Source organism: Agrobacterium larrymoorei (assembly GCF_013322225.1).
Taxonomy (GTDB): Bacteria; Pseudomonadota; Alphaproteobacteria; order Rhizobiales; family Rhizobiaceae; genus Agrobacterium; species Agrobacterium larrymoorei_A.
Window position 1 is genome coordinate 36245 of the sequence record NZ_JAAMFB010000015.1, and the last position, 26206, is coordinate 62450.

Genomic DNA, 26206 nt, shown 5'->3' on the forward strand with positions numbered 1-26206 from the left:
TATCATGACGTGCATCTTTGTAAGGCCCCGCTTTACTTTCAATGGAACAAGTTTTGTGGTTTCAGAATTTATCAGGCGAGAAAATTCTGAAATGAGACCAAAATGCAGTTTAGAAAACACACCCTCGCTTTTCTTATCGTTCTTGCTTCATACTCGCACGGCTCGCCTGTGGGAGCAGCCAGTTTCGATTGCGAAAAGACCGACCTTGCCGCCGATGAAAAAGCGATTTGTGAAAACCGTGTGCTGAACGACAAGGACGTCCGCATGGCGACGACCTTCGACATCGTTACGCAACTGATGGCCATGGGCGCGCGCGACACCCTGAAAACCGAGCAGAGCGATTGGCTGAAACAACGCCAGACCTGCGCCGCAGATGTTGCATGCCTCAACAAGGCCTATGATGAGCGCATGATAAAACTCGGCGAAGCCTTCCAGCAGATCAACCGCACGCTTTAAACAGCGAAGATGATGCTAGTCATCAATCCGTGCAGTTCATCGCGATAGCCCGTGCGGGCCGAGGGCGCATCTTCGCGCGAGGTCATGACGACCGAGAGTTTCTTCGCAGGCACGATATAGAGCATCTGCCCACCGTAACCCCAAGCATGAAAGACCTCCTCGCCAGCCATGTTCTTGATGAACCAGCAGTAGCCGTAACCGTCTCCGTTGAAAACGGAGTTCGTACGCCGTGTCCATGACTGCTCGATCCAGCTTTGCGAAATCAGACGTTCACCCTTCGCCGTCACACCGCCACGCCTGTAAAGTTCTCCAAAAGCCAGCAGTGATCGCGCTGTCATCGCCATCTGGTTTCCGCCGAGATAAATGCCCTGCGGATCGCGCTCCCATCCGCCGATAGCAAAACCCTCTAGCGGCTCGAACCAATCCCGCGCCAGCGCAAGTGTCGAGCGACCGGAAGCCTTTGTGAGAATTGCCGACAGGAGATGCGTGGAACCGGTCGAATAGAGCATACCGCCGCCCGGCTCACCGGCAAAGCCAGAGCCGAGTGCCGTACGCACCCAGTTGCGGCTGGAAACCCAGCGCCCGTAATTCGGGCCGGACATTCGTGCAAGACCAGATTGCATCGACAGGAGATTGCCGATGGTGACGCGCTCCAACCGAGGGTCGGCGTCATCCGGAAATTCCGCGCGCAATAGAGATCCAATCGGTTGATCTGCACCGTCCAAAATCTTCCGATCAATCGCCATTCCGACGAGTGCGGAGATGACAGATTTCGAGGCCGACTTGATATTCGTTGAGCCGTTCAGCGACGAACCATTGTAAGCATGTGAAGCCGCCTCCTTGCCATCAATGCTGACGATGACGGCTTTCAGGCTTTCAAGCGATTCAGCGTTTTTGAGGATGGGTTCAAGTCTCGTGCCGATGACTGGCGTTTGCGCGCGAGCGACAGGGACTAGCGGCAGCGAAGCGATGAGGGCAAGTGCGGTGCGACGTTTCATGCTGATCTATTTAAGCAGTTGCACGGGGAGAAAAAGCGGCATCACCACGTTGTGACCCGCAACAACGGATAAGAGATTAGAGTCTCCGATCAAGCGCTTGTCGCGATCCGTTGAATCAACTTCGAAAGCCCCTGAATCCTTTTCTCAAAGAATGATCTATTCCTCGTAGATCATTTTCTTCGTCATACCACCGTCGAGCACCATCACCTGACCAGTCATGAAACCTGCGCCAGCAAGGTAAAGAACGGCATCGGCAATGTCATTCGGCCTGCCCACGCGACCGACCGGATGCTGAAGGTTATCCTTCTTCCTCAGATCGGTCTCATTGGTGATCCACCCCGGCGCAATCGCGTTGACACGGATCTTCGGCCCGAGACTGACGGCAAGGGCGTGCGTCAGCGCGACGAGGCCGCCCTTGGAAGCGGCATAGGCTTCCGTTTCCGGCTCGGACATAAAAGCGCGGGTAGAGACCATGTTAACGATACTTGCCCCCTCGCCCATCAGCGGTACGGCGGGCCGGGTCATTAGAAAAGCGCCGGTCAGATGACTGTCCGTGACCTTGCGCCAGTCAGCCAGCGACAGCTCATGGATCGCCCCGTTCACCGGGCCGGCAATGCCCGCATTGTTGACCAGAAGCTCCAGCCCGTTCCATCCGAGCTGATCAAAAGCGGCAGCGACCGAAGTCTCGTTGCCGACATCGCAAAATATGTGATGCGCTTTCGTTTTGGTCTCCTTGATATCAAAGGAAGCCACCGTCCACCCATCGTCCAAAAGCGCCTCGATAATGCCCGCTCCGATCAATCCGGCCCCACCGGTAACGATTGCACGCTTCATGTCATTGTCTCCCTTGTGAAAACCGCGAACGTCTCGACTGGCTGTGAGTTCCTGCGCAAATTTTTCAATTGTGCTGATGGCGCATAAAGTCATGATGCAGCCATGCCCAGACAGCGACCCAAACTATTGAAGTCTCAACGCCTCATTCTCCGGCCTTTTGAAATGACCGACGCCCAACGCCTGGCGCGTATCACCAACGATACGCTTGTAACCCGCAACCTTTTGCGCACTTCCACTCCCTTCACCCTTGCCGAGGCCCGAAGATCGATCCTTCGTATTCGCCGAAAAAACCTGCCCGTCTGGGCCATCGATAACGGTCAGATCATCGGCCTTATCGGCCTTGCAGGTGAATTCGGGTTCTGGCTTGCGCGATCGGCATGGGGGAAAGGCTATGCGACAGAAGCGAGTCGAATGGTGATCGATCATGCATTTTCGACGTTGGATATCAGCACGCTTCACGCCAACCCTATTGCGACCAATTCGGCCTCTCGTCATTTGCTGAAAAAGTCGGGCTTCCGTGAGATCGGTCGATCACAAGCCTTTTGCAAGCAGCGCAACGCCATCGTGCCACTTATTCGTTACCGGCTGGATCGGCCGCATTGGGCGTCGTCTTGATCTTCCAGGGCGGATCAATCCGGTTGCTGCCGGCAAAATATAACACCAGACGATTACCGGCAGGATCTAACAATTCCGCCTGCCGCCATAACCACCTCTCATCGCGAGGCGGATGAGAAAATACGATACCGTCAGCACTGAGTTGCTCAAATCTGGCATCCACGTCATCGCATTCGAAATAGACGGTCGTGCCACCGCCGGTCACTTCGCCTCGGTGAAGGGAGAATGTACTGTCGCCATCGGGACAAAGGAAACGGACGTAATCCGGACGGGAATCGACAATGGGTTCAAGGCCGAGTGCACACTAAAAATCCCACCCCTTATCCAGATCCGGCATTGTGACCGTGACCTGATTCAATCTCATCATTTCCTCCTGCAAATACTTATTTTCAAAACAAAAAAGCCGCCCGGAACTCCGCGCGGCTTCGTTATTCCATGCCGTCATCAACGCCTTATTCAGGCAGGATACGCACAGCACCCTTGTCCGCACTCGAAGCAAACGCCGCATAGGCCTTGAGCGCCGTCGTCACGTTACGTTTGCGAAACTCGGCAGGCTTCCAGCCAAGCTGGTCCTGTTCAGCGCGGCGTGCAGCCAGTTCGGCATCCGAGACCTTGAGGTTGATCGTACGGTTAGGAATGTCGATTTCAATCGGGTCGCCCTGACGCACGAGGCCGATAGCACCGCCCTGCGCCGCTTCCGGCGACGCGTGACCGATGGAAAGGCCGGACGTGCCGCCCGAAAAGCGGCCGTCGGTAATCAGAGCGCAGGCCTTTCCGAGACCCTTCGATTTCAGATAGCTGGTCGGGTACAGCATTTCCTGCATGCCCGGGCCGCCCTTCGGGCCTTCGTAACGGATGACGACGACGTCGCCTTCCTTGACCTCGTTGCCAAGAATACCCTTCACCGCCGCGTCCTGGCTCTCATAAACGACAGCCGTTCCGTTGAACTTCAGGATCGACTCGTCCACGCCAGCCGTCTTCACGATGCAGCCATCCAGCGCGATGTTACCGTAAAGCACAGCCAGACCGCCGTCCTTCGAGAAGGGCTTTTCAACAGAGCGGATCACGCCGTTGTCGCTATCGGTATCCAAATCATCCCAACGCGAAGACTGGCTGAACGCCACCTGCGTCGGCACGCCGCCGGGCGCGGCCTTGAAGAATTCGCGCACGGTTTCAGAGTTGGTGCGGGTGATATCCCAGCGGTCGATAGCATCACCAAGCGTTGCAGCATGAACGGTCGGGCAATCGCGATTAATGAGACCGCCGCGATCCAGTTCACCCAAGATACGCATGATGCCGCCAGCGCGGTGGACGTCTTCCATATGCACGTCCTGCTTGGCAGGCGCGACCTTGGAAAGGCACGGAACCTTGCGGGAAAGACGGTCGATGTCTTCCATGGTGAAATCGACGCCACCCTCATGGGCAGCGGCCAGAATATGCAGAACCGTATTGGTGGACCCGCCCATGGCGATATCCAGCGACATGGCATTTTCGAATGCAGCCTTGCTGGCAATGTTACGCGGCAGAACGGTCTCGTCATCCTGCTCGTAGTAACGGCGAGCCAGATCGACGATCAGGTGACCGGCCTCAACGAACAGGCGCTTGCGGTCTGAATGCGTTGCCAGCGTGGAGCCGTTTCCAGGCAGCGAAAGACCCAGCGCTTCGGTCAGACAGTTCATCGAGTTGGCCGTGAACATGCCGGAGCAGGAACCGCAGGTCGGGCAAGCGGAACGCTCGATGACCTTGACGTCCTCGTCGGACACCCGTTCATCTGCAGCCGCTACCATCGCATCGACCAGATCGAGCGCAACGGTCTTGCCGTGCAAAACGACCTTGCCCGCTTCCATCGGCCCGCCGGACACGAAAACAGCCGGAATATTAAGGCGCATCGCGGCGCTCAGCATGCCGGGCGTGATCTTGTCGCAGTTGGAAATGCAGACCATCGCATCGGCACAGTGCGCATTGACCATATATTCGACGCTGTCGGAAATAATCTCTCGCGAAGGCAGCGAATAGAGCATGCCATCGTGACCCATGGCGATACCGTCATCGACGGCGATAGTGTTGAATTCCTTGGCAACACCACCCGCAGCCTCGATCTCGCGCGCCACGAGCTGACCGAGATCCTTAAGGTGGACGTGACCCGGCACGAACTGCGTGAACGAGTTGACGACCGCGATGATCGGTTTACCAAAATCGCCGTCCTTCATGCCGGTGGCACGCCAAAGGCCACGAGCGCCAGCCATGTTACGGCCATGTGTTGTCGTTCTGGAGCGATAGACAGGCATCTGCTTATTCCTCGGTTATCCTCGACCCGCGGGCTTTCCTCCCAGAACGCTATTGCGCCCTGCCCGCATTTTGGAGGTCTTCTACTCCAAACCGAAACCCATGTCACGGTCACCTTACACCAAAACAGTACGGTTCGGTACGGTACGGCGAATGAATTGGAGCTAGCCCTGAATATTTCTTTCACATTCACGCGATTGCGTGAACTGACGACTGTTGTTTGCCGTAAATCAGGAACATATCATAATATGCCGACCGCGTTGGGATAAGCTTCAACGTCTGCTTTTGGCCTTGGAGGTTTCGATGCCAGCCTACCGCCCGCCCCTTATTGCAACAAGCGAGATCACTCCACGCAGCGTCTATCTGTCCCGCAGAAATTTTCTCGGGACGGCAGCTGGCCTTGCGGTGGCCGGTTTTGCAGGAAGTGAAGCGATGGCCGCTCCACTCTCGGCAAAGCCGAGCGCATACAAGCTGGATGACAAGCCGACGCCCTTGGAAGCCGTCACCAGCTATAACAATTTCTACGAATTCGGCACGGGCAAGTCCGACCCCAAGGAATATTCCGGCCATTTCAAACCCACGCCCTGGACAGTGAAGGTGGACGGACTTGTGGGAAAGCCGCAGGAATTCGGCATCGAAGAGTTGATGAAGTATCAGCTTGAGGAACGCACATATCGCATGCGCTGCGTAGAAGGCTGGTCGATGGTCATCCCGTGGATCGGCTTCCCGCTCGCAACGCTTCTGGATAAGGTTGAGCCGCAGGGCAGCGCGAAATATGTAAAATTCGAGACCATCGTGCGCCCTGAAGAGATGCCGGGCCAAACCGGGCTTTTTCAGCCGCTGGAATGGCCATATGTCGAAGGTTTGCGACTGGATGAAGCACGCCATCCGTTGACGCTCCTCGCTGTCGGCCTCTACGGAGAAACACTGCCGAACCAGAACGGTGCACCAATCCGGCTCGTCGTTCCGTGGAAATACGGCTTCAAGGGTATCAAATCCATCGTTCGCATTTCTCTTGTCGAGAAGCAGCCGGCAACCACATGGAAGAACTCAAACGCGCGCGAATATGGCTTCTACTCAAACGTCAACCCGCAGGTGGACCACCCGCGCTGGAGCCAGGCTACAGAACAGCGTATCGGCGAAGGCGGCTTCTTCAGCACCAAGAATCGTCCCACACTGATGTTCAATGGCTATGACGAGGTGGCGAGCCTTTACACCGGCATGGATCTTAAGGCGAATTATTGAAGATGAGCTTCGCCGCTTCCCTTCCTTCGCTGCCGAAACGCTACCAACCCGCCGCGATATGGGCGCTGTATGTTATCGGGCTGGCACCCGGTGTCTGGTATTTTTATCTGGCAGCCACTGGCGGCCTCGGCTTTAATCCCGTCAAGGATTTCGAGCATCTTCTGGGCATATGGGCGCTGCGCTTCCTCTGTCTCGGTCTGGTCATCACGCCGATGCGCGATCTGTTCAACATCAACCTCATCGCATACCGCCGCGCGCTCGGTCTGATCGCCTTCTATTACGTTCTTGCCCATTTCGCCGTGTATCTCGTTCTGGATCGTGGGCTGGTCATGAGCTCGATCCTGAGCGATATTCTAAAGCGACCTTATATCATGCTCGGCATGGCAGGCCTCGTTATGCTGGTTCCCCTTGCCGTAACGTCTAACCGCTGGTCGATCCGAAAGCTCGGCTCGCGCTGGAATACGCTGCATAAACTCGCCTATCCGGTCTTGATCGTCGGCGTGCTGCATTTCGTGCTTGCGCGCAAAAGCCTCACTCTGGAACCTGCCTTCTACATATCGGTGATGATTATCCTGCTTGGTTATCGCATTCTGCGCCCGAAACTTATGGAGCGCCGACGCGCACGAAAGGCCGCTGGCGTCAGCGCCAACGCTGGTTTACGCGGCCGCCGATAAGCGCCGCGAGGCCTATGCCAGTGAGATAACAGGCTATATTGCAGAGCGAGAAAACGCGCCCCAGCAGCAGTGCGCCTGCGGTCGTTGCGCGAAATGCGTCCAGTGCAGGAAAATGAATAAGGCGGATCAATTCAACGACAACCGCCACCATACAGGCGATGGGAACGGCAAGAGGGTAACGATTGCGGGGCAAAGCTGCCGCAATCAACAGGTACACCATTGCGCCCCAGAGGATCGAGCCGCCGTACTTCACGACGATGAAAGGTAGGCCGATCCTGTATCCATATCCACGTAGCAACAAGCCAGCGAAAATCACGAAGCAGGCGGCAAGAAAATGCCAGAAATGCCGTGAAAGATCATGTTTTCGAAGCGTCGTCATCATGGTGCTTTGTTCTCGTTTTGCTATAAAAATGCAAGCGACTCTATTTTGACGTGCTGAAGGATTACCTCGTGAGCGACACCGCCTACCCCAACAGCCGCCTTGCGGTGGTCGATCATCTTCTCTGCGATGTCAGGCCATGGGGAGAGTTGAACGGGTTCAGACGGTTCATTATCGAGTTTCTTTATTTCGGAATAAAAGAAGCTCGCGCCTGCATGTTTGCGGGATTGTTTTTCATATCCATCTTCATCGTTCCGCGCGACGGGCTTTTAGGCGTTCCGCGCTATGATGTTCTGCTGTTCATCGCTCTCGGCATCCAGTTCTTCATGATCTGGAGCAAGCTCGAAACCCTTGATGAAGCCAAAGCAATCCTGCTCTTTCATATCGTCGGCTTCGCGCTCGAAGTCTTCAAGACATCCGGTAGCATCCAGTCATGGTCCTATCCGGATTTCGCCTATACGAAGCTGTTCGGCGTACCGCTTTTTTCCGGCTTCATGTACGCCGCGGTCGGCAGCTACGTCATTCAGGCATGGCGCCTCCTAGATGTCCGCATCCACCACCATCCGCCGTACTGGATGGCAACATTGATCGGCATCGCCATTTACGCCAACTTTTTCACCCACCACTTTATCGGTGATTACCGCTGGTACATCGCCGCATGCGTCGTCGGCCTTTACGCCCGCGCAACAGTTACCTATCGCCCTTATGATCGCGATCGCAAAATGCCGCTTTTGCTGTCGTTCATTCTGATCGGCTTCTTTGTCTGGATTGCAGAGAACATCTCCACATTTTACGGCATTTGGAGCTATCCAAACCAGCTCGGCGCTTGGTCTACCGTTCACATCGGCAAATGGAGTTCATGGTCCCTACTGGTCATCATGACGTTTTCAATCGTTGCTCACCTAAAACACATTAAGAAACAGATATTTGTGCCGGATTAAAACGTCATCGTACCGCTCTTTGACGGTAAAGAGTTATCTCTAACGGATCACCAAGCCCCCGTCGCACCTGCTGGCGCATACACAGGCACAATCCGCTCCACTGGTTCGAATACCAATTTGAACTCCCTGGCCGGGTTGTAAGTGGTGGTGCGCGTCATACCCTCTTCGCTCCATTGACCAATGGTATGCGAACCAAGCCTGATCGCGCCGCTCTCAGCTTTCAGCGGTTGGTAGATTGTCGGGCTACCAAGATAAACATTCGTTCGTGGTGATATGTCAGGTTCTGGAGCCTTTGCGTTCTCACCGGCGATATGAGCGAGCCTGCTGAATCTGGGCTCGTGGGGATGCCATTTATATTGCTTGAGGCACCAAGCGATGACCCGGTGCTGGATGTGAACGCTGGTCCTTGTACTGCCAGCATAAATCCAAAAAACAGTAAGCCCGCCCGTCGTGTTTTTCCATGATTGATTGGCGAAATACGGTTGCAAAATATCAACGTGACCATCGTACCTGAACGTAGGAGGCCCGTAATCCGCCCGCAAATCGCTTATATTATGGAAATCGCCGTCGTATTCACGCAGTTTGGCCCTCAGAAATCCCTCTAACGTTTGACCTGAAGATGGGTTGAGCCGACGATAAGCATTCTCGGCATTATAGATCTGCTTGCCCACCACATAGTTGAAACGCTTCGAGAAACCTTTGTCGTCATTGAAAAGCTTGTTCAACGAATACGTCTTTGGTGTTCCGCGGCCGGAAAGAAAATGAGCAAGATTGTCACTCGCAGCCGTTTCTCTGCCTTCTGAGCGCAACTGCTCCCACGCAATGCGCAAAAATTGCTGATCCTGATAGGTTTGGTTGTGAGTTGACGTAGCGTGTGTGAGTTTCCAAGCGCCCCAGATTTCAACTGGCGTTTGCGGAGCGTTCAATGCCTCGGCAATTTCATTGTCTCCAACAGGACGTGTCATTGCAGTTCCTTTCGAATGACGCATATCGCGCGCAACACTCAAGCCAGAACTGCTGGCTGTGTTGTCGCTCCACCGCCTGTAAAAACCAACTCACGAAGATAAAAATGAAAGAGAATTTACCCAACCAAAACAGGCATAATTGTGATGCGGTTGAAAATTACAGCTCCCCCTTCCAATCCGTTGAAACGTGATGAGCCATAAACGCAAAAAAGCCGGGTGATCACTCACCCGGCTTTCAAATAACGACGGCGCTTTTTCAGCGCCGAATATTATGCGGCTTCAGCAGCTTCTGCTTCAGCAGCAACGCGAGCCTTGTCGGCTGCACCCTTGGCGTCAACGTCACGCTCAACGAACTCGACAACAGCCATAGCTGCGTTGTCGCCCTGACGATAGCCAGCCTTCATGATACGCAGGTAGCCGCCGTTACGCGTTGCGTAACGTTCAGCGATCGCGTCGAACAGCTTACGAACAGCGTCCTGATCCTTGATCTGCGAGATGGCCTGACGACGAGCGTGCAGGTCGCCGCGCTTGCCGAGGGTCACCAGCTTTTCTACGATCGGGCGAATTTCCTTCGCCTTCGGCAGAGTTGTTACGATCTGCTCATGGGTGATGAGCGAAGCAGCCATGTTGGCAAACATTGCCTTGCGGTGGCTGGCGGTTCTATTGAGCTTGCGGCCTGAATTTCCGTGGCGCATTGCTATTCTCCTTTAGCGCAGGTCCCCTATGCGGGCCTGCCGTTTCCTGGCACATGCAGACGACCATCTCTTTTTGGAGGGAGCCTGCTGTTTGACGGGGAAAGGCAGTCTTTAAGGGCCTGCCTTTTCTTTGTTAGTACTGGTCTTCATAACGCTTAGCGAGATCTTCGATGTTCTCTGGCGGCCATGCTGGCACTTCCATGCCGAGGTGCAGACCCATGGAAGCGAGAACTTCCTTGATTTCGTTGAGCGACTTGCGACCAAAGTTCGGCGTGCGAAGCATTTCGGCCTCGGTCTTCTGAATGAGGTCGCCGATGTAAACGATGTTGTCGTTCTTCAGGCAGTTTGCCGAACGAACGGACAGCTCGAGTTCATCAACCTTCTTGAGAAGTGCCGGGTTGAACGCCAGTTCCGTAACCGATTCTTCTTCTGCTTCCTTCTGCGGCTCGTCGAAGTTGACGAACACACCAAGCTGGTCCTGCAGAATGCGAGCGGCAAAGGCAACGGCGTCTTCGCCGGAAACCGAACCGTTGGTCTCGATCGTCATGATAAGCTTGTCATAGTCCAGAACCTGGCCTTCACGGGTGTTTTCCACCTTGTAGGACACTTTCTTGACCGGAGAATAAAGGCTGTCCACAGGGATGAGGCCGATTGGGGCATCTTCCGCGCGGTTACGCTCCGCAGGCACATAGCCCTTGCCGTTGTTGACGGTGAATTCCATGCGGATTTCAGCGCCATCGTCGAGCGTGCAGATAACGTGGTCAGGGTTCAGGATCTCGATGTCGCCAACCGTCTGGATATCGCCAGCGGTAACGGCACCAGGGCCCTGCTTGCGCACGACCATGCGCTTGGAATCATCGCCGTCCATCTTGATGGCGATTTCCTTGATGTTGAGCACGATGTCCGTCACATCTTCCCGAACGCCGGGGATGGAGGAGAATTCATGCAGAACGCCGTCGATCTGCACTGCGGTTACAGCCGCGCCACGCAGAGACGACAGGAGCACGCGACGAAGCGCGTTACCGAGCGTAAGACCGAAACCACGCTCCAGCGGCTCAGCAACAAGCGTTGCCTTGGTGCGGCTGGAGGAAGTGAACTCGACCTTGTTCGGCTTGATCAGTTCCTGCCAATTCTTTTGAATCATCTTTAAACCTTCCGTTCGCCGCCACCATCCAATCGTGGCGGACCGAGCATGATCACCGAGAGGAACCGTAAGGTTCATCGGAGGGTTTGAAAGCGCTGGCCCACCGGCCACGCCAGCAAACCACACGCCGATTACACGAAAATTCCGCCAGACCGAAGGAAAGGCGGAACTCCAGACAGAAACGCGTTAAACGCGACGCTTCTTGCGCGGACGGCAACCGTTGTGCGGGATCGGCGTCACGTCGCGAATGGACGTGATGAGGAAGCCAGCAGCCTGCAAAGCGCGAAGTGCAGATTCACGACCAGAACCTGGACCGCAAACCTCTACCTCAAGCGACTTCATGCCGTGTTCCTGAGCCTTCTTGGCGCAATCTTCAGCAGCGATCTGGGCAGCGAACGGGGTCGACTTACGCGAACCCTTGAAGCCCTTTGCACCGGCAGACGACCAGGCAATAGCGTTGCCCTGTGCGTCGGTGATGGTGATCATCGTGTTGTTGAAGGTCGAGTTGACGTGAGCAACGCCAGACGTGATGTTTTTACGTTCGCGACGTTTAACGCGAGTGGCTTCCTTGGCCATGACAGTCCTTTCATTGATCTCTTCACCGCCGTAACACCAGCGGCTACACCGGCGATCAGCTCAAAAGCTTTTCGCCAAACTCAGAAAGGCTGGCGCGGCTTGCACCAGCCCTTCCATTCCGGAAGACCGGAAAATTACTTCTTCTTACCAGCGATAGCCTTCGCCGGACCCTTGCGGGTACGAGCGTTGGTGTGCGTGCGCTGACCGCGGACCGGGAGGCCACGACGATGACGCAGACCGCGGTAGCAGCCGAGATCCATCAGACGCTTGATGTTCATCGCGGTTTCGCGACGAAGATCACCTTCGACGCGGTAGTCGCGGTCGATGGTTTCGCGGATCTGAAGAATTTCAGCATCCGTCAGCTGATGAACGCGCTTGTCGGCAGCAAGGCCGACCTTGTCCATGATTTCCTGCGCGAATTTCGGACCGATCCCGTGAATGTAGGTCAAAGCGATAACAACGCGCTTAGCCGTCGGGATGTTGACGCCAGCGATACGTGCCACGTCTGTTCTCCTTGCGTTCCAGTTGCCATCCGGCAAGTGGTGCTTCCATTTTAGCGACACGATCTGCCGCCAGTTCAAATTCCTGTTCGTCACAAGTCAAAACGACCGAACCCGGATCTTCCTTCCCCTGAGGAAAATCCGCGCCAGTCGCTTGGGATGTCGCGAGTTGGCGCGGTGTTTAACGGAATCAGTTCGAAAAAGCAACCGGCCCCGCCAAGATTCTTTATACGCGGGCTGCAGAGGCAGCCACGCCGGCGTCTTTTTCCAGAACGCCCATGATGGAAGCCGTCACTGCATCAACATGCGCCATGCCATCCAGCACAACGAGTTCGCCCTGCTGCTGGTAATATTCCGATAGAGGCGCAGTCTTTTCGCGGTACTCCGATAGACGCTTGCGGAAGGCTTCCGGATTGTCGTCCGAACGCACGGTGCCACCAGCAGCAATGGTTTCGGCAACGCGGTTCTCGATTCGGCGCACCAGCGCATCCTCGTCCACCTTCAGCTCGATAACTGCATCCAGCTGAATGTCCTTCTGCTGCAAGTTCTCGGCCAGCGCCTTGGCCTGCGGTACGGTGCGCGGATATCCATCCAGGATGAAGCCCTTCGCACAGTCAGCCTGCTCGATGCGCTCGGAAACGATCTGGTTGACGATATCATCGGACACGAGACCACCGGCATCCATCACCGCCTTGGCGCGCTTGCCTATTTCCGTTCCAGCGGCAACAGCCGCACGCAGCATATCGCCGGTGGAAAGCTGTGGAATGCCGTACTTGTCTGTCAAGCGCTTGGCCTGCGTTCCCTTGCCTGCACCTGGCGGCCCCAAAAATATCAGTCTCATCGTCCCCTCTTTCCTCCACGCAATTTCGATTTCTTGATCAGCCCCTCATACTGCTGCGCAATCAGGTGGCCCTGGATTTGAGCAACAGTGTCTAGCGTTACACTGACCACGATCAAAAGCGAAGTACCACCAAGGGCTAATGGGATGCCTGTCCGCGCGATAAGTGTCTCAGGAAGGATACACACGAAAACGAGATAGATCGCGCCAACAAGGGTGATGCGGGTCAGAACGTAGTCGATGTATTCAGCCGTACGCTCGCCAGGGCGAATGCCGGGAATAAAGCCGCCATGCTTCTTGAGGTTATCGGCCGTATCCTTCGGATTGAAGACAATAGCCGTATAGAAAAAGGCAAAGAATGCGATCAGCATGCCGTAGAACAGCATAAAGAGCGGCTGGCCGTGCTGAAGCGAGGAAATGATGGACGTCGCCCAAGCCGGCAGATTGGTGCTGTTGGTAAAGCCTGCCGCAGTTGCAGGAAGCAGCAGCAGCGACGACGCGAAGATCGCCGGGATAACGCCAGCCGTATTCAGCTTCAATGGCAGATGCGACGTATCGCCCTGGAACATGCGGTTGCCCACCTGTCGCTTCGGATACTGGATCAGCAGACGACGCTGAGCACGCTCGACAAATACGATCAACGCAATCACGCCAATGGCAACGACGACGACAGTCAGGATGAGCATCGTTGACAGCGCACCGGTGCGGCCGAGTTCAAGAGTACCGGCAAGGGCGCGCGGCAAACCAGCAGCGATGCCTGCGAAAATGATAAGCGAAATACCGTTACCGATGCCGCGAGACGTGATCTGTTCGCCGAGCCACATGAGGAACATCGTGCCACCAAGCAGCGTAATGACTGTGGAAATCTTAAAGAACCAGCCCGGGTCGACGACGAGCCCTGCCCCGCTTTCAAGACCAACCGCAATGCCATAGGCCTGAAGCGTGCCGAGCAGCACCGTGCCGTAGCGCGTGTACTGGTTGATGATCTTGCGGCCTGCTTCGCCTTCCTTCTTCAAGGCTTCGAGCGAGGGCACGACTGAAGTCATAAGCTGCACGATGATCGAAGCGGAGATGTAAGGCATGATGCCGAGCGCGAAAATCGCCATGCGCTCAACCGCGCCACCCGCAAACATGTTGAAGAGACCAAGAATACCGTTGGCCTGCCCCTGAAATGCCTGCGCATAAGCTCCCGGATTAAGACCTGGAAGCGGAATATGCGTACCGAGGCGATAAACAAGAAGTGCGGCAAGAGTAAACCAGAGACGCTTCTTCAGATCTTCAGCCTTGGCGAAGGTCGAAAAATTCAGGTTTGAGGCCAGTTGTTCCGCTGCTGAAGCCATAAAATTCCCCGCATGACCCTTGTCCAACAGCACGGCAACCGGCGTTTCCGGCAAAGGTCTATAAGATACTGGTTCAAAAACCGGGCTTTGGACGGAAAGCGACTGTATAGCCGCAATCATGCCTCACCCTGTTTTCGTATGTCCTAACCCCTCCCCTGCGGGAGTTCAAGGACTGTGAGGCTCTCTCCTGCGCTGCAAGCTGCGGCATTTTCAGCGCGAGACATGCTAAATCGCATTGAGTCGCTTCGTAAACCCGTCAAATCGATTAGATTTTCAAAGACTTACGTGGCGTAAAGAGAAACGCCCGGAGTGAAACACCCCGGGCGTTCAAGACATTATATATTACTCGGAAGCTTCCGGTGCAACAACGAGAAGCTTGATGGAGCCACCGGCCTTCTCGATTTTTTCGAGAGCAGGCTTAGAAGCACCAGCGACCTCGAAAGCAACCTTTGCCTTCAGCTCGCCATCGGCCAGAATACGAACGCCGTCCTTCGGACGACGGATGACGCCAGCTGCCTTGAGAGCAGCGGCATCAACCGTTGCCTTTGCGTCCAGCTTGCCAGCATCGATCGCAGCCTGAACGCGGCCGACAGAAACGGTCACATATTCGGAAGCGAAGATGTTGTTGAAGCCGCGCTTTGGAAGGCGACGGTAGATTGGCATCTGACCGCCTTCAAAGCCGTTGATGGCAACGCCGGAACGAGCCTTCTGACCCTTGACGCCGCGACCACCGGTCTTGCCTTTGCCGGAGCCAATACCGCGACCTACGCGGATACGGTCCTTGGTGGCGCCTTCGTTGTCTCTGATTTCATTGAGTTTCATGATAGGTTCCTCACTTCTCGTCTACGACGCGAACGAGATGCTGGACCGCACGGATCATGCCGCGAACAGATGGAGTATCCTCCAGTGTACGCTGACGGTGCATCTTGTTGAGACCCAGGCCGATCAGCGTCTGGCGCTGAATAGCTGGGCGGCGATTTGGGCTGCCGATCTGTTCGACCGTTACAGTCTGCTTGGCTTCAGTAGTCTTCTTGGCCATGATCCAGATCCTTACTCTTCAGAAGCAGCGCCGGAAGCGACGCGACGAGACTGAAGGGTTGCATACTTCAGACCACGCTGTGCAGCGATGTCCTTCGGATGAACCTGATGCTTCAGAGCGTCGAACGTAGCGCGAACCATGTTGTACGGGTTCGAGGAACCGGTCGACTTGGCAACAACGTCATGAACGCCGAGCGTTTCGAAAACAGCGCGCATCGGACCACCAGCGATGATACCGGTACCAGCCTTTGCAGAGCGCAGCAGAACCTTGCCAGCGCCGTGACGACCGTTGACGTCGTGGTGCAGCGTGCGGCCATCGCGCAGCGGAACGAAGATCAGGTCGCGCTTGGCAGCTTCTGTTGCCTTGCGGATAGCCTCAGGCACTTCACGAGCCTTGCCGTGACCGAAGCCAACGCGGCCCTTCTGGTCGCCAACGACGACGAGAGCGGCGAAGCCGAAGCGACGGCCACCCTTAACAACCTTAGCAACGCGGTTAATCGCGACCAGCTTGTCGACGAATTCGCTATCGCGCTCTTCACGGTTCTGGCGATCGTCGCGAGAACCTCTTTTTTCCTGTGCCATTGTCCTTGTCCTTTTTCTTTTGCGGGTAGAACGGCAAACGAGAGAAGGCCCACCGGCTTCATTGCTGAAGTCCTGTGGACCGGTGAAAATCCGCCCAGGCAGGCCTGGGCGGAAAAAGATTAGAAGTTCAGACCGCCTTCACGGGCGGCATCTGCCAGGGCCTTAACGCGGCCGTGATAGATGAATGCGCCGCGGTCGAATACGACATCCTTGACGCCAGCCTTGCCGGCGCGCTCTGCAACCAGCTTGCCGATGACGGCAGCAGCCGCTACGTCAGCGCCGGTTTTCAGCGACGAGCGCAGATCAGCTTCGAGCGTGGAGGCAGACGCAAGCGTCTTACCAGCAACGTCATCGATGACCTGAGCGTAGATGTTCTTCGACGAGCGATGAACCGACAGGCGCGGGCGACCGTTTGCAACCGACTTGAGTTGGCGGCGTACACGGTTCGCGCGACGTGCAAGTGCTTCTTTCCTGCTAGCCATTTCGCGAGTTCCTTATTTCTTCTTGCCTTCTTTGCGGACGATCCGTTCTTCAGCGTACTTGACGCCTTTGCCCTTGTAGGGCTCGGGACCACGGTATTCGCGGATTTCCGCGGCAACCTGACCGACCTGCTGCTTGTTGATACCCGAAACGATGATTTCCGTAGGCTTCGGAACGGCAATGGTGATGCCTTCCGGAGTCTGGTAAACCACGTCGTGGCTGAAACCGAGTGCCAACTGCAAGTTCTTGCCCTGCATGGCAGCACGATAACCAACGCCGTTGATTTCGAGCTTGCGTTCGTAGCCGTCCTTGACACCCTTGAAGATGTTCTCGACCATCGTGCGGGACATGCCCCACTTGGAACGAGCTTCCTTCGTGTCGTTGGAAGGCGTCACGGAAACCGCGTTATCTTCCAGCTTCACCTGAACTTCGTCATTAGCAACGAAGAACAGTTCACCCTTAGGACCCTTGGCAGTAATCTTCTGGCCGTCGACAGTGGCCGTCACACCTGCAGGAACCTGAACGGGCTTTTTACCGATACGAGACATATTTCTATCCTGTCTGTCCGTTAAGGAGATCCTTGCTCGGGTCTTAGAAGACCGAGCAAAGAACCTCGCCACCAACGTTCTGTTCGCGAGCCTGGTGATCGGCCATAACGCCCTTCGGAGTCGAAAGGATCGTGATGCCGAGGCCGTTCGCGACCTGCGGAATGGACTTGACCGAGACATAAACCCGGCGGCCCGGCTTGGATACGCGGCCGATCTCACGGATCACCGACGCACCTTCGTAGTACTTCAGTTCGATTGTGAACTCGGACTTGCCGTTTTCGAAATCGACCTTGGAATAACCGCGAATGTAGCCTTCAGACTGCAGCACGTCGAGAACGCGTGCGCGCAGGCTGGAAGCAGGAGTGTTAACCGAAGACTTGCGACGGGAAGCACCATTGCGGATGCGGGTGAGCATATCACCCAAAGGATCAGTCATTGTCATGTGCCCGTCTCCTTACCAGCTCGACTTGACAACGCCCGGCACCTTGCCGGAATTGCCCAGCTCACGAAGCGCGATACGCGACATCTTGAGCTTACGATAGAACGCGCGCGGACGGCCCGTTACTTCGCAGCGGTTGCGGATGCGCGTCTTCGAGCCGTCACGCGGCAGCGAAGCGAGCTTCAGAGTTGCCTGGAACCGCTCATCGATCGGAAGAGACTGGTTCATGACGATGGCCTTAAGGGCGGCACGCTTGCCGGCCTGGGAGGCAACTGTCTTGCGGCGGCGCTTGTTCTTTTCAACTGCGCTTGTTTTCGCCATATCGGAGTTCCTTTTCTACGCTCGTCGTTACGGTTATTGACGGAACGGGAAGTTGAACTCTGTCAGAAGAGCCCGTGCTTCGTCGTCGGTCGTCGCCGTCGTGCAAACGATGATGTCCATGCCCCACATCTGATCAACCTTATCGTAGTTGATTTCTGGGAACACAATGTGCTCCTTGATGCCCATGGCGAAGTTGCCACGGCCGTCAAAGCTCTTCGGGTTCAGGCCCCGGAAGTCGCGAACGCGCGGAAGCGCGATGTTGACCAGACGATCAAGGAATTCATACATGCGAACGCCACGAAGGGTAACCTTCGCACCGATCGGCATGCCTTCACGTACCTTGAAGCCAGCAATCGAGTTGCGAGCCTTGGTAACGACCGGCTTCTGACCTGCGATAGCAGCCAGATCGCCAGCGGCAACCGTTGGCTTCTTGGAGTCGGCAGTCGCCTCGCCCACACCCATGTTGATGACGATCTTGTCCAGCTTGGGGATCATCATAACGTTAGCGTAGGAGAACTTCTCCTGCATGGCGCCGCGGATACGGGATACGTATTCCGTCTTGAGACGCGGTTCGTACTTGGTCTCAGCCATCGATGACTTCTCCCGAACGCTTGGCCACACGGACCTTCTTGCCATCTTCAATCTTGAAGCCAACGCGGGTCGGCTTGCCATCCTTATCGGCGATGGCAATGTTGGAGATGTGCAAGGATGCTTCCTTGTTGATGATGCCGGCTTCCTGGCTCTGGGTCTGGCGCTGGTGACGCTTCACCATGTTTACGCCACGCACGATAGCCCGATCTTCCTTCGGCATTACCTGGATTACTTCGCCGGTACGGCCCTTGTCCTTACCGGTCAACACGACAACCTTGTCGCCTTTACGAATCTTCTGCATCGCTATCGCTCCTTACAGTACTTCTGGAGCCAGCGAGATGATCTTCATGTGGTTCTTGCCGCGAAGCTCGCGAGGAACCGGTCCGAAGATACGGGTGCCGATCGGCTCTTTCTTGTTGTCGATAAGAACAGCTGCGTTGTTATCGAAACGGATGACGCTGCCGTCGGCGCGACGGATGTCCTTGGCAGTGCGAACCACTACCGCCTTCATCACGTCGCCCTTCTTGACGCGGCCGCGCGGAATAGCTTCCTTGATGGAAACGACAATAATGTCGCCAACAGAAGCGTACTTGCGCTTAGAGCCGCCCAGCACCTTGATGCACATGACACGACGTGCGCCGGAATTATCCGCCACGTCGAGGTTTGTTTGCATCTGAATCATGTCAGGTCGCCTTCTTGTTGTTACCAGACCGGTTGGGCATGCATCATGGATGAGGCCCCCTGTTCCAGCTTATGAAATCTCTGTTTTTGCGCGGAATAATCGTGACAGGGTGGTTTCCGAGACGGACCTTCCGTGCGCATCAAAGCAAAAGACGCTCGGGTCACGAGCGTCCTTGCGGTGTTTCATACAGATTTCCGCGCCGAATACAAGTGAGTCGGCGCGATTCTGTTGAAATTAAGCGTGAGCGGCAACAACCGTCCAGCGCTTATCCTTGGAGATCGGTGCGCATTCCTCGATGGAAACCACATCGCCGACCTTATACTGGTTGTTTTCGTCGTGCGCCTTGTACTTCTTGGAACGACGAACAGTCTTCTGCAGCAGCGGGTGAGCGAAACGGCGCTCAACGCGGACTACGACGGTCTTTTCGTTCTTGTCGGATACAACGACGCCCTGGAGAATGCGTTTAGGCATAGTATTCTTCCTTAGGCCTTGGCTTCTGCGGCCTTTTGGGCAGCAATGGTTTTGATCCGGGCGATGTCCTTACGGACTTCGTTGATGCGCGAGGACTTTTCCAGCTGGCCGGTGGCCTTCTGGAAACGCAAGTTGAACTGTTCCTTTTTCAGGTCAGCCAGCTTGTCCTTGAGCTGATCGGCGCTGAGGCCGCGAATATCTTCGGCTTTCATGTGCCTTGCTCCTTACTCTGCGATGCGCTGTACAAAGCGCGTCTTGACCGAGAGCTTGGCTGCGCCGAGACGAAGCGCCTCACGGGCGATCTCCTCGGAAACACCGTCGATCTCGAACATCATACGACCGGGCTTGACCTTGCATGCCCAGTAATCAACCGAACCCTTGCCCTTACCCATACGAACTTCGGTCGGCTTCGCCGTGACCGGAGTATCGGGGAATACACGGATCCAAACGCGACCTGCGCGCTTCATGTAACGCGTGATCGCGCGGCGGGCCGCTTCGATCTCGCGTGCATTCACGCGGTTCGGTTCCTGCGACTTCAAGCCGAATTCACCGAATGCCAGGTCAAAGCCGCCCTTGGCGACGCCCTTGATGCGTCCCTTGAACTGCTTACGGTACTTAGTACGCTTTGGCTGCAACATTTTATTACTTCTCCGAGCTTATCTTTCGCCAGCGTCAATCAAGCGTTTTCGCGACGGCGATCGCCACGATCGCCACGCTCACGGCTTGCAGGACCCTGAGCATCGTTTTCGAGCGTACGACGCTCGGAAGCCATCGGATCGTGCTCAAGGATTTCGCCCTTGAAGATCCAGACCTTGATGCCGCAGATACCGAAAGCGGTTTCGGCTTCAGCCGTACCGTAGTCGATGTCGGCACGCAGCGTATGAAGCGGAACGCGGCCTTCGCGGTACCATTCGGTACGAGCGATTTCCGCGCCGCCAAGACGGCCTGCGCAGGTGATCTTGATGCCTTCTGCGCCAAGGCGCAGAGCGGACTGTACGGCGCGCTTCATGGCGCGACGGAAAGCCACGCGGCGTTCCAGCTGCTGGGCAATCGACTGAGCAACGAGCGTTGCATCGACTTCCGGCTTGCGCACTTCAACGATGTTGAGGTGCGTTTCGGAGCTGGTCATCTCGGAGATCTTCTTGCGAAGCTTCTCGATGTCAGCGCCCTTCTTGCCGATGATAAGGCCCGGACGAGCAGAGTGAATGGTCACGCGGCACTTCTTGTGTGGGCGCTCAATCACGACCTTTGCAATACCGGCCTGCTTCAGCTCCTTCACGAGGTAGGCACGGATAGCAAGGTCTTCATGCAGCAGGTTACCGTATTCGTTGGTGTCCGCATACCAGCGGCTATCCCACGTACGGTTAATGCCGAGGCGGAAGCCGATTGGATTGATTTTCTGACCCATTATGCGGCCTCCCCTTTTTCCTCGACTTCACGAACAACGATCGTGAGGTGAGAGAACGGCTTTTCGATGCGCGATGCACGGCCACGACCACGAGCATGGAAACGCTTCATGGTAATGGACTTGCCAACATAGGCCTCGGCGACGACGAGAGCGTCGACGTCGAGGTCATGGTTGTTTTCAGCGTTTGCGATAGCCGATTCCAGCGTCTTCTTGACGGTGGAAGCGATACGCTTGCGCGAGAACTCGAGCTCGGCGAGAGCGCGATCAACCTTCTTGCCACGGATAAGAGCGGCGACCAGGTTCAGTTTCTGGGGGCTGACGCGGAGCGTACGGGCAATGGCTTGAGCCTCATTGTCCTTCAGCCGGCGTTCGGTCTTAGCCTTCGCCATGATTACTTCCTCTTTGCCTTCTTGTCCGCGCCATGACCGTAATAGGTCCGGGTCGGAGAGAATTCACCGAACTTGTGACCGACCATGTCTTCGTTGACGGAGACGGGCACATGCTTGCTGCCGTTGTAAACGCCGAAGGTCAGACCTACGAACTGCGGCAGGATCGTGGAGCGACGGCTCCAGATCTTGATTACTTCACTTCTTCCGCCAGCGCGTACCTTCTCAGCCTTAGCGAGAAGATAACCGTCAACAAACGGACCTTTCCATACTGAACGAGCCACTTGAGACTTCCTCTCTTACTTCTTGCGCTGATGGCGCGAACGCATGATGAACTTGTCGGTCGACTTGTTCGAGCGGGTGCGCTTGCCCTTGGTAGGCTTGCCCCATGGCGTCACTGGGTGACGACCACCGGACGTGCGACCTTCACCACCACCGTGTGGGTGGTCGACCGGGTTCATGACAACGCCGCGAACATGCGGACGCTTGCCGCGCCAACGCGAACGACCGGCCTTGCCGTCGTTGATGTTGCCGTGGTCCGCGTTGGAAACAGCACCGATCGATGCGAGGCAGGAGCCGTGCACCAGACGCTGTTCACCGGAGTTGAGACGCAGGATTGCCATGCCGGCATCGCGGCCAACGAGCTGTGCGTACGTACCGGCGGAGCGAGCGATCTGACCGCCCTTGCCCGGCTTCATCTCGACGTTATGGATGATCGAGCCGACTGGAATGTACTGAAGCGGCATTGTGTTGCCTGGCTTCACGTCCACTGCCTTGTCGGAGGCGATCACCTTGTCACCAGCAGCAATACGCTGTGGCGCGAGAATGTAAGCCTGTTCGCCGTCCGTGTATGTCACGAGCGCGATGAATGCGGTGCGGTTAGGGTCATATTCCAGACGCTCGACCGTACCTTCAACGTCGAACTTACGACGCTTGAAGTCTACCAGACGGTAGGTCCGCTTGTGACCGCCGCCCTGGAAACGAACGGTGATCCGGCCCTGGTTGTTACGGCCACCCTTCGAAGAGAGACCCTGCGTCAGGGCCTTTACCGGCTTGCCCTTGTAGAGCGAAGCGCGGTCCACAATAACCAGCTGGCGCTGGCTAGGTGTGGTCGGATTGAAACTTTTCAATGCCATTGTATTTGTTCCCTTTTGGGTCTTTGCCCGCTTGGGCCTAACCTTTAGAGTCCGGTGGACACGTCGATGGATTGACCTTCAGCAAGCGTGACGATCGCCTTCTTGACGTCCTTCTGCTTGCCAGCGAATCCACGGAAACGGCGCGTCTTACCCTTGCGGATAAGCGTGTTCACACCCGTGACCTTGACGCCGAAGAGAGCTTCGATTGCTGCCTTGATTTCAGGCTTCGAAGCGTCCTTGGCGACGTTGAATACGACCTGGTTCTGTTCGGATACCAGCGTCGACTTTTCGGTGATCGAAGGAGATACGATCACATCGTAGTGGCGAAGATCCGTCATTTGAACCGCTCCTCGAGGGCTTCAACCGCAGCCTTGGACAGCACGAGCTTGCCGCGGCGCAGGATGTCGTAAACGTTGATGCCCTGAACCGGCAGAACGTCCACATTCGGGATGTTCTGAGCTGCGAGCTTGAAGTTGCCATCAAGTTCTGCGCCGCCGATTACGAGAGCGTTGGTCAGGCCGAGCGAAGCAAAGTTGCCCAGCAGAGCCTTTGTCTTTGCGTCCGATGCGATGAGCTGATCGACGATGATCAGTTCTTCAGCCTTTGCCTTTGCAGACAGGGCGAGGCGCAGGCCGAGCGCACGAACCTTCTTGGGAAGATCATGAGCGTGGCTGCGAACGACTGGGCCGTGGGCCTTGCCGCCGCCGCGGAACTGCGGTGCGCGAGCCGAATGGTGACGAGCGCGGCCCGTACCCTTCTGCTTGTACATCTTGGCGCCCGTGCGGGAAACTTCCGAACGGTTCTTGGACTTGTGCGTTCCCTGCTGCTTCTTGGCAAGCTGCCAGCGAACGACGCGGGCCAGAATGTCCTGGCGTGGATCGAGGCCGAAAATTTCGTCCGACAGGGCTACCTTGCCGGCGTCTTTTCCCTCGAGGGTCTTGACGTTCAATTCCATGATAAGGCTCCCTTACTTCGCAGCCGACTTAACGGCATCGCGGACAACGATCCAGGAACCCTTGGACCCAGGTACAGCGCCCTTGACGAGGATCAAACCGCGATCTTCGTCGGTCGAGACCACTTCCAGATTCTGGGTGGTGACGCGTGTGCTACCCATATGGCCAGCCATGCGCTTGCCCTTCCAGACCTTGCCCGGATCCTGGTTCGAACCGGTCGAACCATGCGCACGGTGCGAGATCGAGTTACCGTGAGAAGCGCGACCACCACCGAAGTTGTGACGCTTCATCGAACCGGCAAAACCTTTACCGATCGTGGTGCCTGTGACGTCGACCAGCTGGCCGGCTTGAAAATGATTTGCGGTCAGTGTTGCACCGACGTCGATCAGGTTCTCAGCGGAGACCCGGAATTCGACGAGCTTTGCTTTCGGCTCGACATTGGCAGCAGCGAAATGGCCGCGAAGCGCCTTTGTCGTGTTCTTGACCTTGGACTGGCCGGCACCGAGCTGAACTGCGATGTAGCCATTCTTGTCTTCCGTGCGCTGGGCAACGACTTGTACGTTATCCATGCGCAATACTGTTACCGGGATATGTTCACCAGCGTCGTTATAGACGCGGGTCATTCCCAGCTTTTGTGCAATCACACCTGAACGCATTGGTTCATTCCTCTTGCGAGCCTTGAAGGGAAAACCCTTATCGGCCTTTGTTAAGGAGTTCCCTTCGACATCTCACGATGTTTCCGGTCTCCGGATTGGAAGACGTTGGATTACTCCACGTACCTTCCTTGTTATTGGCCCTCACCCAAAAAAGTGAGTTCCGGTCTCGTTGTATCGGCCTTTGCTTTCGCTAGGAGGCCGAGGTCTTAGAGCTTGATTTCAACATCAACGCCCGCAGCGAGGTCGAGCTTCATCAGCGCGTCCACAGTCTGCGGAGTAGGGTCAACGATGTCGAGAAGACGCTTGTGCGTCCGCATTTCGAACTGCTCACGGCTCTTCTTATCCACGTGGGGAGAACGGTTAACAGTAAATTTTTCAATGCGGGTAGGCAGCGGAACCGGGCCGCGAACGCTGGCGCCGGTGCGCTTGGCGGTCGACACGATTTCACGGGTAGAGGCATCGAGGATCCGGTGGTCAAACGCCTTGAGGCGGATACGGATATTCTGGCCGTTCATTCGTCTTGTCCTTGTTCTTTATTATTGATTTCCGCACGCGGAAATACATGAACCTAGTTGATCGTGGCGCCGCAGATTTTCAAAAATCGAGAGGAATGCGTGATCGCAACCCAATCATTTCGTTTGTCTGTATTGCTAATCACCCGAATCCGCAATCGCTTGCGACTCCGGCGGTGAATGTGAGTGCGCGTTTACGCGCTTTCACCGAAATTTTCAAGCACTAAAGTGCAGCGCCGATATGCTTTTTCATCAAAAGTCCGGCGGCGGTGTTTCTACACCGCCGCCGGCCAGAATTACAGTCGTTCGAAATTATTCGATGATCGAGGCAACGATGCCGGCGCCGACGGTACGGCCGCCTTCGCGGATAGCGAAGCGCAGCTTTTCTTCCATCGCGATCGGAACGATCAGTTCGACTTCAACGGTGACGTTGTCGCCTGGCATAACCATTTCCGTGCCTTCTGGAAGCGAAACAATACCGGTCACGTCCGTCGTACGGAAGTAGAACTGAGGACGGTAGTTCGTGAAGAACGGCGTATGACGGCCGCCTTCTTCCTTCGTCAGGATGTAGGCTTCTGCCATGAACTTCTTGTGCGGCTTCACAGAACCTGGCTTGCAAAGGATCTGACCACGCTCGACGCCGTCACGGGTAACGCCGCGAACCAGTGCGCCGATGTTGTCGCCAGCCTGGCCCTGATCGAGCAGCTTGCGGAACATTTCAACGCCGGTAACCGTCGTCTTCGACGTTGCCTTGATGCCGACGATTTCGACTTCTTCGCCAACCTTGACGATACCGCGCTCAACGCGACCCGTCACAACCGTACCACGGCCAGAGATCGAGAACACGTCTTCGATCGGCATCAGGAACGGCTGGTCGATTGGACGCTCAGGCGTCGGAATGTAGGCGTCAACCTGAGCCATCAGCTCGCGGATTGCGTCTTCACCGATCTTCTTGTCAGAGTCTTCAAGAGCTGCAAGAGCCGAACCCTTGACTATTGGAATATCGTCGCCTGGGAAGTCGTAGGACGACAGAAGTTCGCGAACTTCAAGCTCAACGAGCTCGAGCAGTTCTGCGTCGTCAACCTGGTCGACCTTGTTGAGGAACACGACGATCGCCGGAACGCCCACCTGACGAGCAAGCAGGATGTGCTCGCGGGTCTGTGGCATTGGGCCGTCAGCAGCAGAGCAAACCAGGATCGCGCCGTCCATCTGCGCAGCACCGGTAATCATGTTCTTCACGTAGTCGGCGTGGCCGGGGCAGTCGACGTGCGCATAGTGACGGTTTGGCGTCTCATACTCTACGTGGGCCGTCGAAATCGTGATACCACGAGCCTTTTCTTCAGGAGCGGCGTCGATTTGGTCATACGCCTTGAACTCGCCGAAGAACTTCGTGATCGCTGCAGTCAAAGACGTCTTGCCGTGGTCAACGTGACCGATCGTGCCGATGTTGACGTGCGGCTTATTGCGCTCAAACTTGCTCTTTGCCATTAGTGGCTCTCCATTCTGGTCCCTAAGCG

Annotated in this window: 38 protein-coding genes and 1 pseudogene; 5 read left to right on the forward strand and 34 right to left on the reverse strand. The window is 56.0% G+C overall.

Annotation, left to right across the window (positions count from 1 at the left end):
• Nucleotides 1–102: 102 nt before the first annotated feature.
• Nucleotides 103–456, forward strand: coding sequence for a lysozyme inhibitor LprI family protein (locus G6L28_RS08405; RefSeq protein WP_174063340.1), 354 nt, complete (start codon nucleotides 103–105; stop codon nucleotides 454–456).
• On the opposite strand, the gene G6L28_RS08410 is transcribed toward G6L28_RS08405, so the two are convergent.
• Both G6L28_RS08410 and G6L28_RS08415 read right to left on the reverse strand, forming a co-directional pair.
• Nucleotides 453–1454, reverse strand: coding sequence for a serine hydrolase domain-containing protein (locus G6L28_RS08410; RefSeq protein ID WP_174063341.1), 1002 nt, complete (start codon nucleotides 1452–1454; stop codon nucleotides 453–455). The genes G6L28_RS08405 and G6L28_RS08410 overlap by 4 nt on opposite strands.
• 156 nt (nucleotides 1455–1610) lie before the next feature.
• Nucleotides 1611–2288 (reverse strand): SDR family oxidoreductase, encoded by a 678-nt coding sequence (locus G6L28_RS08415; protein ID WP_174063342.1) that lies wholly within the window; start codon nucleotides 2286–2288, stop codon nucleotides 1611–1613.
• Between the two features lie 102 nt (nucleotides 2289–2390).
• On the opposite strand from G6L28_RS08415, the gene G6L28_RS08420 reads away from it, so the two are divergent.
• Nucleotides 2391–2903 (forward strand): GNAT family N-acetyltransferase, encoded by a 513-nt coding sequence (locus tag G6L28_RS08420; protein ID WP_272955839.1) that lies wholly within the window; start codon nucleotides 2391–2393, stop codon nucleotides 2901–2903.
• Here the strand turns inward: G6L28_RS08420 and G6L28_RS22845 are convergent.
• Both G6L28_RS22845 and ilvD read right to left on the reverse strand, forming a co-directional pair.
• Nucleotides 2860–3267, reverse strand: a pseudogene (locus tag G6L28_RS22845) (VOC family protein). The gene G6L28_RS08420 and the pseudogene G6L28_RS22845 overlap by 44 nt on opposite strands.
• Before the next feature lie 88 nt (nucleotides 3268–3355).
• A complete protein-coding gene (gene ilvD, locus G6L28_RS08425; protein ID WP_174063344.1) occupies nucleotides 3356–5191 on the reverse strand; it encodes a dihydroxy-acid dehydratase in 1836 nt (611 codons plus the stop codon).
• A 301-nt stretch (nucleotides 5192–5492) separates the two neighbouring features.
• Here ilvD and msrP point away from each other — a divergent pair, with 301 nt between their 5' ends.
• Nucleotides 5493–6434: a protein-methionine-sulfoxide reductase catalytic subunit MsrP gene (gene msrP, locus G6L28_RS08430; protein ID WP_174063345.1), complete on the forward strand. Its 942-nt coding sequence runs from the start codon at nucleotides 5493–5495 to the stop codon at nucleotides 6432–6434.
• 2 nt (nucleotides 6435–6436) lie between these two features.
• On the forward strand, nucleotides 6437–7108 hold the full coding sequence (gene msrQ / locus G6L28_RS08435) for a protein-methionine-sulfoxide reductase heme-binding subunit MsrQ (protein ID WP_174063346.1): 672 nt from the start codon (nucleotides 6437–6439) through the stop codon (nucleotides 7106–7108).
• On the opposite strand, the gene G6L28_RS08440 is transcribed toward msrQ, so the two are convergent.
• Nucleotides 7074–7490, reverse strand: coding sequence for a DUF2809 domain-containing protein (locus G6L28_RS08440; protein ID WP_425292664.1), 417 nt, complete (start codon nucleotides 7488–7490; stop codon nucleotides 7074–7076). The genes msrQ and G6L28_RS08440 overlap by 35 nt on opposite strands.
• 68 nt (nucleotides 7491–7558) lie before the next feature.
• Here G6L28_RS08440 and G6L28_RS08445 point away from each other — a divergent pair, with 68 nt between their 5' ends.
• On the forward strand, nucleotides 7559–8428 hold the full coding sequence (locus tag G6L28_RS08445; RefSeq protein ID WP_174063347.1) for a DUF817 family protein: 870 nt from the start codon (nucleotides 7559–7561) through the stop codon (nucleotides 8426–8428).
• 47 nt (nucleotides 8429–8475) lie between these two features.
• On the opposite strand, the gene G6L28_RS08450 is transcribed toward G6L28_RS08445, so the two are convergent.
• The 29 genes from G6L28_RS08450 to tuf form a co-directional block, all read right to left on the reverse strand.
• Nucleotides 8476–9393, reverse strand: coding sequence for a hypothetical protein (locus G6L28_RS08450; protein WP_174063348.1), 918 nt, complete (start codon nucleotides 9391–9393; stop codon nucleotides 8476–8478).
• Nucleotides 9394–9662: 269 nt separating this feature from the next.
• The gene (gene rplQ, locus G6L28_RS08455) at nucleotides 9663–10088 is read right to left on the reverse strand and encodes a 50S ribosomal protein L17 (protein ID WP_174063349.1); all 426 of its coding nucleotides are present in this window, start codon (nucleotides 10086–10088) and stop codon (nucleotides 9663–9665) included.
• Between the two features lie 133 nt (nucleotides 10089–10221).
• Nucleotides 10222–11232 (reverse strand): DNA-directed RNA polymerase subunit alpha, encoded by a 1011-nt coding sequence (locus tag G6L28_RS08460; RefSeq protein WP_003495228.1) that lies wholly within the window; start codon nucleotides 11230–11232, stop codon nucleotides 10222–10224.
• Between the two features lie 186 nt (nucleotides 11233–11418).
• On the reverse strand, nucleotides 11419–11808 hold the full coding sequence (gene rpsK, locus G6L28_RS08465; protein WP_027677406.1) for a 30S ribosomal protein S11: 390 nt from the start codon (nucleotides 11806–11808) through the stop codon (nucleotides 11419–11421).
• 134 nt (nucleotides 11809–11942) lie between these two features.
• On the reverse strand, nucleotides 11943–12311 hold the full coding sequence (gene rpsM / locus G6L28_RS08470) for a 30S ribosomal protein S13 (protein WP_174063350.1): 369 nt from the start codon (nucleotides 12309–12311) through the stop codon (nucleotides 11943–11945).
• Nucleotides 12312–12534: 223 nt separating this feature from the next.
• On the reverse strand, nucleotides 12535–13149 hold the full coding sequence (locus G6L28_RS08475) for an adenylate kinase (RefSeq protein WP_174063351.1): 615 nt from the start codon (nucleotides 13147–13149) through the stop codon (nucleotides 12535–12537).
• Nucleotides 13146–14486 carry a preprotein translocase subunit SecY gene (gene secY / locus G6L28_RS08480; protein ID WP_174063352.1) on the reverse strand — a complete coding sequence of 447 codons (1341 nt, stop codon included), beginning with the start codon at nucleotides 14484–14486 and terminating at the stop codon, nucleotides 13146–13148. The genes G6L28_RS08475 and secY overlap by 4 nt, the downstream gene beginning before the upstream one ends.
• Before the next feature lie 342 nt (nucleotides 14487–14828).
• Nucleotides 14829–15308 carry a 50S ribosomal protein L15 gene (gene rplO, locus G6L28_RS08485; protein ID WP_174063353.1) on the reverse strand — a complete coding sequence of 160 codons (480 nt, stop codon included), beginning with the start codon at nucleotides 15306–15308 and terminating at the stop codon, nucleotides 14829–14831.
• A 10-nt stretch (nucleotides 15309–15318) separates the two neighbouring features.
• Complete coding sequence (gene rpmD / locus G6L28_RS08490; protein WP_027677411.1) at nucleotides 15319–15525, reverse strand: 50S ribosomal protein L30; 207 nt, start codon at nucleotides 15523–15525, stop codon at nucleotides 15319–15321.
• Between the two features lie 11 nt (nucleotides 15526–15536).
• Nucleotides 15537–16106, reverse strand: coding sequence for a 30S ribosomal protein S5 (gene rpsE, locus G6L28_RS08495; RefSeq protein WP_174063354.1), 570 nt, complete (start codon nucleotides 16104–16106; stop codon nucleotides 15537–15539).
• Nucleotides 16107–16225: 119 nt separating this feature from the next.
• Entirely contained in the window at nucleotides 16226–16588 is a 363-nt protein-coding gene (gene rplR / locus G6L28_RS08500; RefSeq protein WP_027677413.1) for a 50S ribosomal protein L18, read from the reverse strand.
• Between the two features lie 12 nt (nucleotides 16589–16600).
• Nucleotides 16601–17134 carry a 50S ribosomal protein L6 gene (rplF, locus tag G6L28_RS08505; RefSeq protein WP_027677414.1) on the reverse strand — a complete coding sequence of 178 codons (534 nt, stop codon included), beginning with the start codon at nucleotides 17132–17134 and terminating at the stop codon, nucleotides 16601–16603.
• Between the two features lie 43 nt (nucleotides 17135–17177).
• Nucleotides 17178–17576: a 30S ribosomal protein S8 gene (gene rpsH / locus G6L28_RS08510; protein ID WP_174063355.1), complete on the reverse strand. Its 399-nt coding sequence runs from the start codon at nucleotides 17574–17576 to the stop codon at nucleotides 17178–17180.
• A gap of 12 nt (nucleotides 17577–17588) precedes the next feature.
• On the reverse strand, nucleotides 17589–17894 hold the full coding sequence (rpsN, locus tag G6L28_RS08515; protein ID WP_027677416.1) for a 30S ribosomal protein S14: 306 nt from the start codon (nucleotides 17892–17894) through the stop codon (nucleotides 17589–17591).
• A 33-nt stretch (nucleotides 17895–17927) separates the two neighbouring features.
• A complete protein-coding gene (rplE, locus tag G6L28_RS08520; RefSeq protein WP_174063356.1) occupies nucleotides 17928–18485 on the reverse strand; it encodes a 50S ribosomal protein L5 in 558 nt (185 codons plus the stop codon).
• Nucleotides 18478–18786, reverse strand: a complete 309-nt coding sequence (gene rplX / locus G6L28_RS08525) for a 50S ribosomal protein L24 (RefSeq protein WP_027677418.1) — start codon at nucleotides 18784–18786, stop codon at nucleotides 18478–18480. The genes rplE and rplX overlap by 8 nt, the downstream gene beginning before the upstream one ends.
• 12 nt (nucleotides 18787–18798) lie before the next feature.
• Nucleotides 18799–19167: a 50S ribosomal protein L14 gene (gene rplN, locus G6L28_RS08530; RefSeq protein WP_027677419.1), complete on the reverse strand. Its 369-nt coding sequence runs from the start codon at nucleotides 19165–19167 to the stop codon at nucleotides 18799–18801.
• A gap of 234 nt (nucleotides 19168–19401) precedes the next feature.
• Nucleotides 19402–19638 carry a 30S ribosomal protein S17 gene (gene rpsQ, locus G6L28_RS08535; protein WP_027677420.1) on the reverse strand — a complete coding sequence of 79 codons (237 nt, stop codon included), beginning with the start codon at nucleotides 19636–19638 and terminating at the stop codon, nucleotides 19402–19404.
• An 11-nt stretch (nucleotides 19639–19649) separates the two neighbouring features.
• Nucleotides 19650–19850: a 50S ribosomal protein L29 gene (rpmC, locus tag G6L28_RS08540; protein WP_027677421.1), complete on the reverse strand. Its 201-nt coding sequence runs from the start codon at nucleotides 19848–19850 to the stop codon at nucleotides 19650–19652.
• Nucleotides 19851–19862: 12 nt separating this feature from the next.
• The gene (rplP, locus tag G6L28_RS08545) at nucleotides 19863–20276 is read right to left on the reverse strand and encodes a 50S ribosomal protein L16 (protein WP_027677422.1); all 414 of its coding nucleotides are present in this window, start codon (nucleotides 20274–20276) and stop codon (nucleotides 19863–19865) included.
• A 38-nt stretch (nucleotides 20277–20314) separates the two neighbouring features.
• Entirely contained in the window at nucleotides 20315–21046 is a 732-nt protein-coding gene (gene rpsC / locus G6L28_RS08550; RefSeq protein ID WP_027677423.1) for a 30S ribosomal protein S3, read from the reverse strand.
• Nucleotides 21046–21435, reverse strand: coding sequence for a 50S ribosomal protein L22 (gene rplV, locus G6L28_RS08555; protein ID WP_037172087.1), 390 nt, complete (start codon nucleotides 21433–21435; stop codon nucleotides 21046–21048). Before rplV ends, rpsC begins: the two co-directional genes overlap by 1 nt.
• A 2-nt stretch (nucleotides 21436–21437) precedes the next feature.
• A complete protein-coding gene (rpsS, locus tag G6L28_RS08560; RefSeq protein ID WP_027677425.1) occupies nucleotides 21438–21716 on the reverse strand; it encodes a 30S ribosomal protein S19 in 279 nt (92 codons plus the stop codon).
• Between the two features lie 15 nt (nucleotides 21717–21731).
• Complete coding sequence (gene rplB, locus G6L28_RS08565) at nucleotides 21732–22568, reverse strand: 50S ribosomal protein L2 (protein WP_174063357.1); 837 nt, start codon at nucleotides 22566–22568, stop codon at nucleotides 21732–21734.
• A gap of 44 nt (nucleotides 22569–22612) precedes the next feature.
• A complete protein-coding gene (locus G6L28_RS08570; protein WP_174063358.1) occupies nucleotides 22613–22906 on the reverse strand; it encodes a 50S ribosomal protein L23 in 294 nt (97 codons plus the stop codon).
• Nucleotides 22903–23523: a 50S ribosomal protein L4 gene (gene rplD, locus G6L28_RS08575; protein WP_027677428.1), complete on the reverse strand. Its 621-nt coding sequence runs from the start codon at nucleotides 23521–23523 to the stop codon at nucleotides 22903–22905. Before rplD ends, G6L28_RS08570 begins: the two co-directional genes overlap by 4 nt.
• 12 nt (nucleotides 23524–23535) lie before the next feature.
• Entirely contained in the window at nucleotides 23536–24177 is a 642-nt protein-coding gene (gene rplC / locus G6L28_RS08580; protein WP_174063359.1) for a 50S ribosomal protein L3, read from the reverse strand.
• Nucleotides 24178–24383: 206 nt separating this feature from the next.
• Entirely contained in the window at nucleotides 24384–24692 is a 309-nt protein-coding gene (gene rpsJ, locus G6L28_RS08585) for a 30S ribosomal protein S10 (RefSeq protein WP_003507767.1), read from the reverse strand.
• A gap of 309 nt (nucleotides 24693–25001) precedes the next feature.
• A complete protein-coding gene (gene tuf / locus G6L28_RS08590; RefSeq protein WP_174063360.1) occupies nucleotides 25002–26177 on the reverse strand; it encodes an elongation factor Tu in 1176 nt (391 codons plus the stop codon).
• Between the last annotated feature and the right edge of the window lie 29 nt (nucleotides 26178–26206).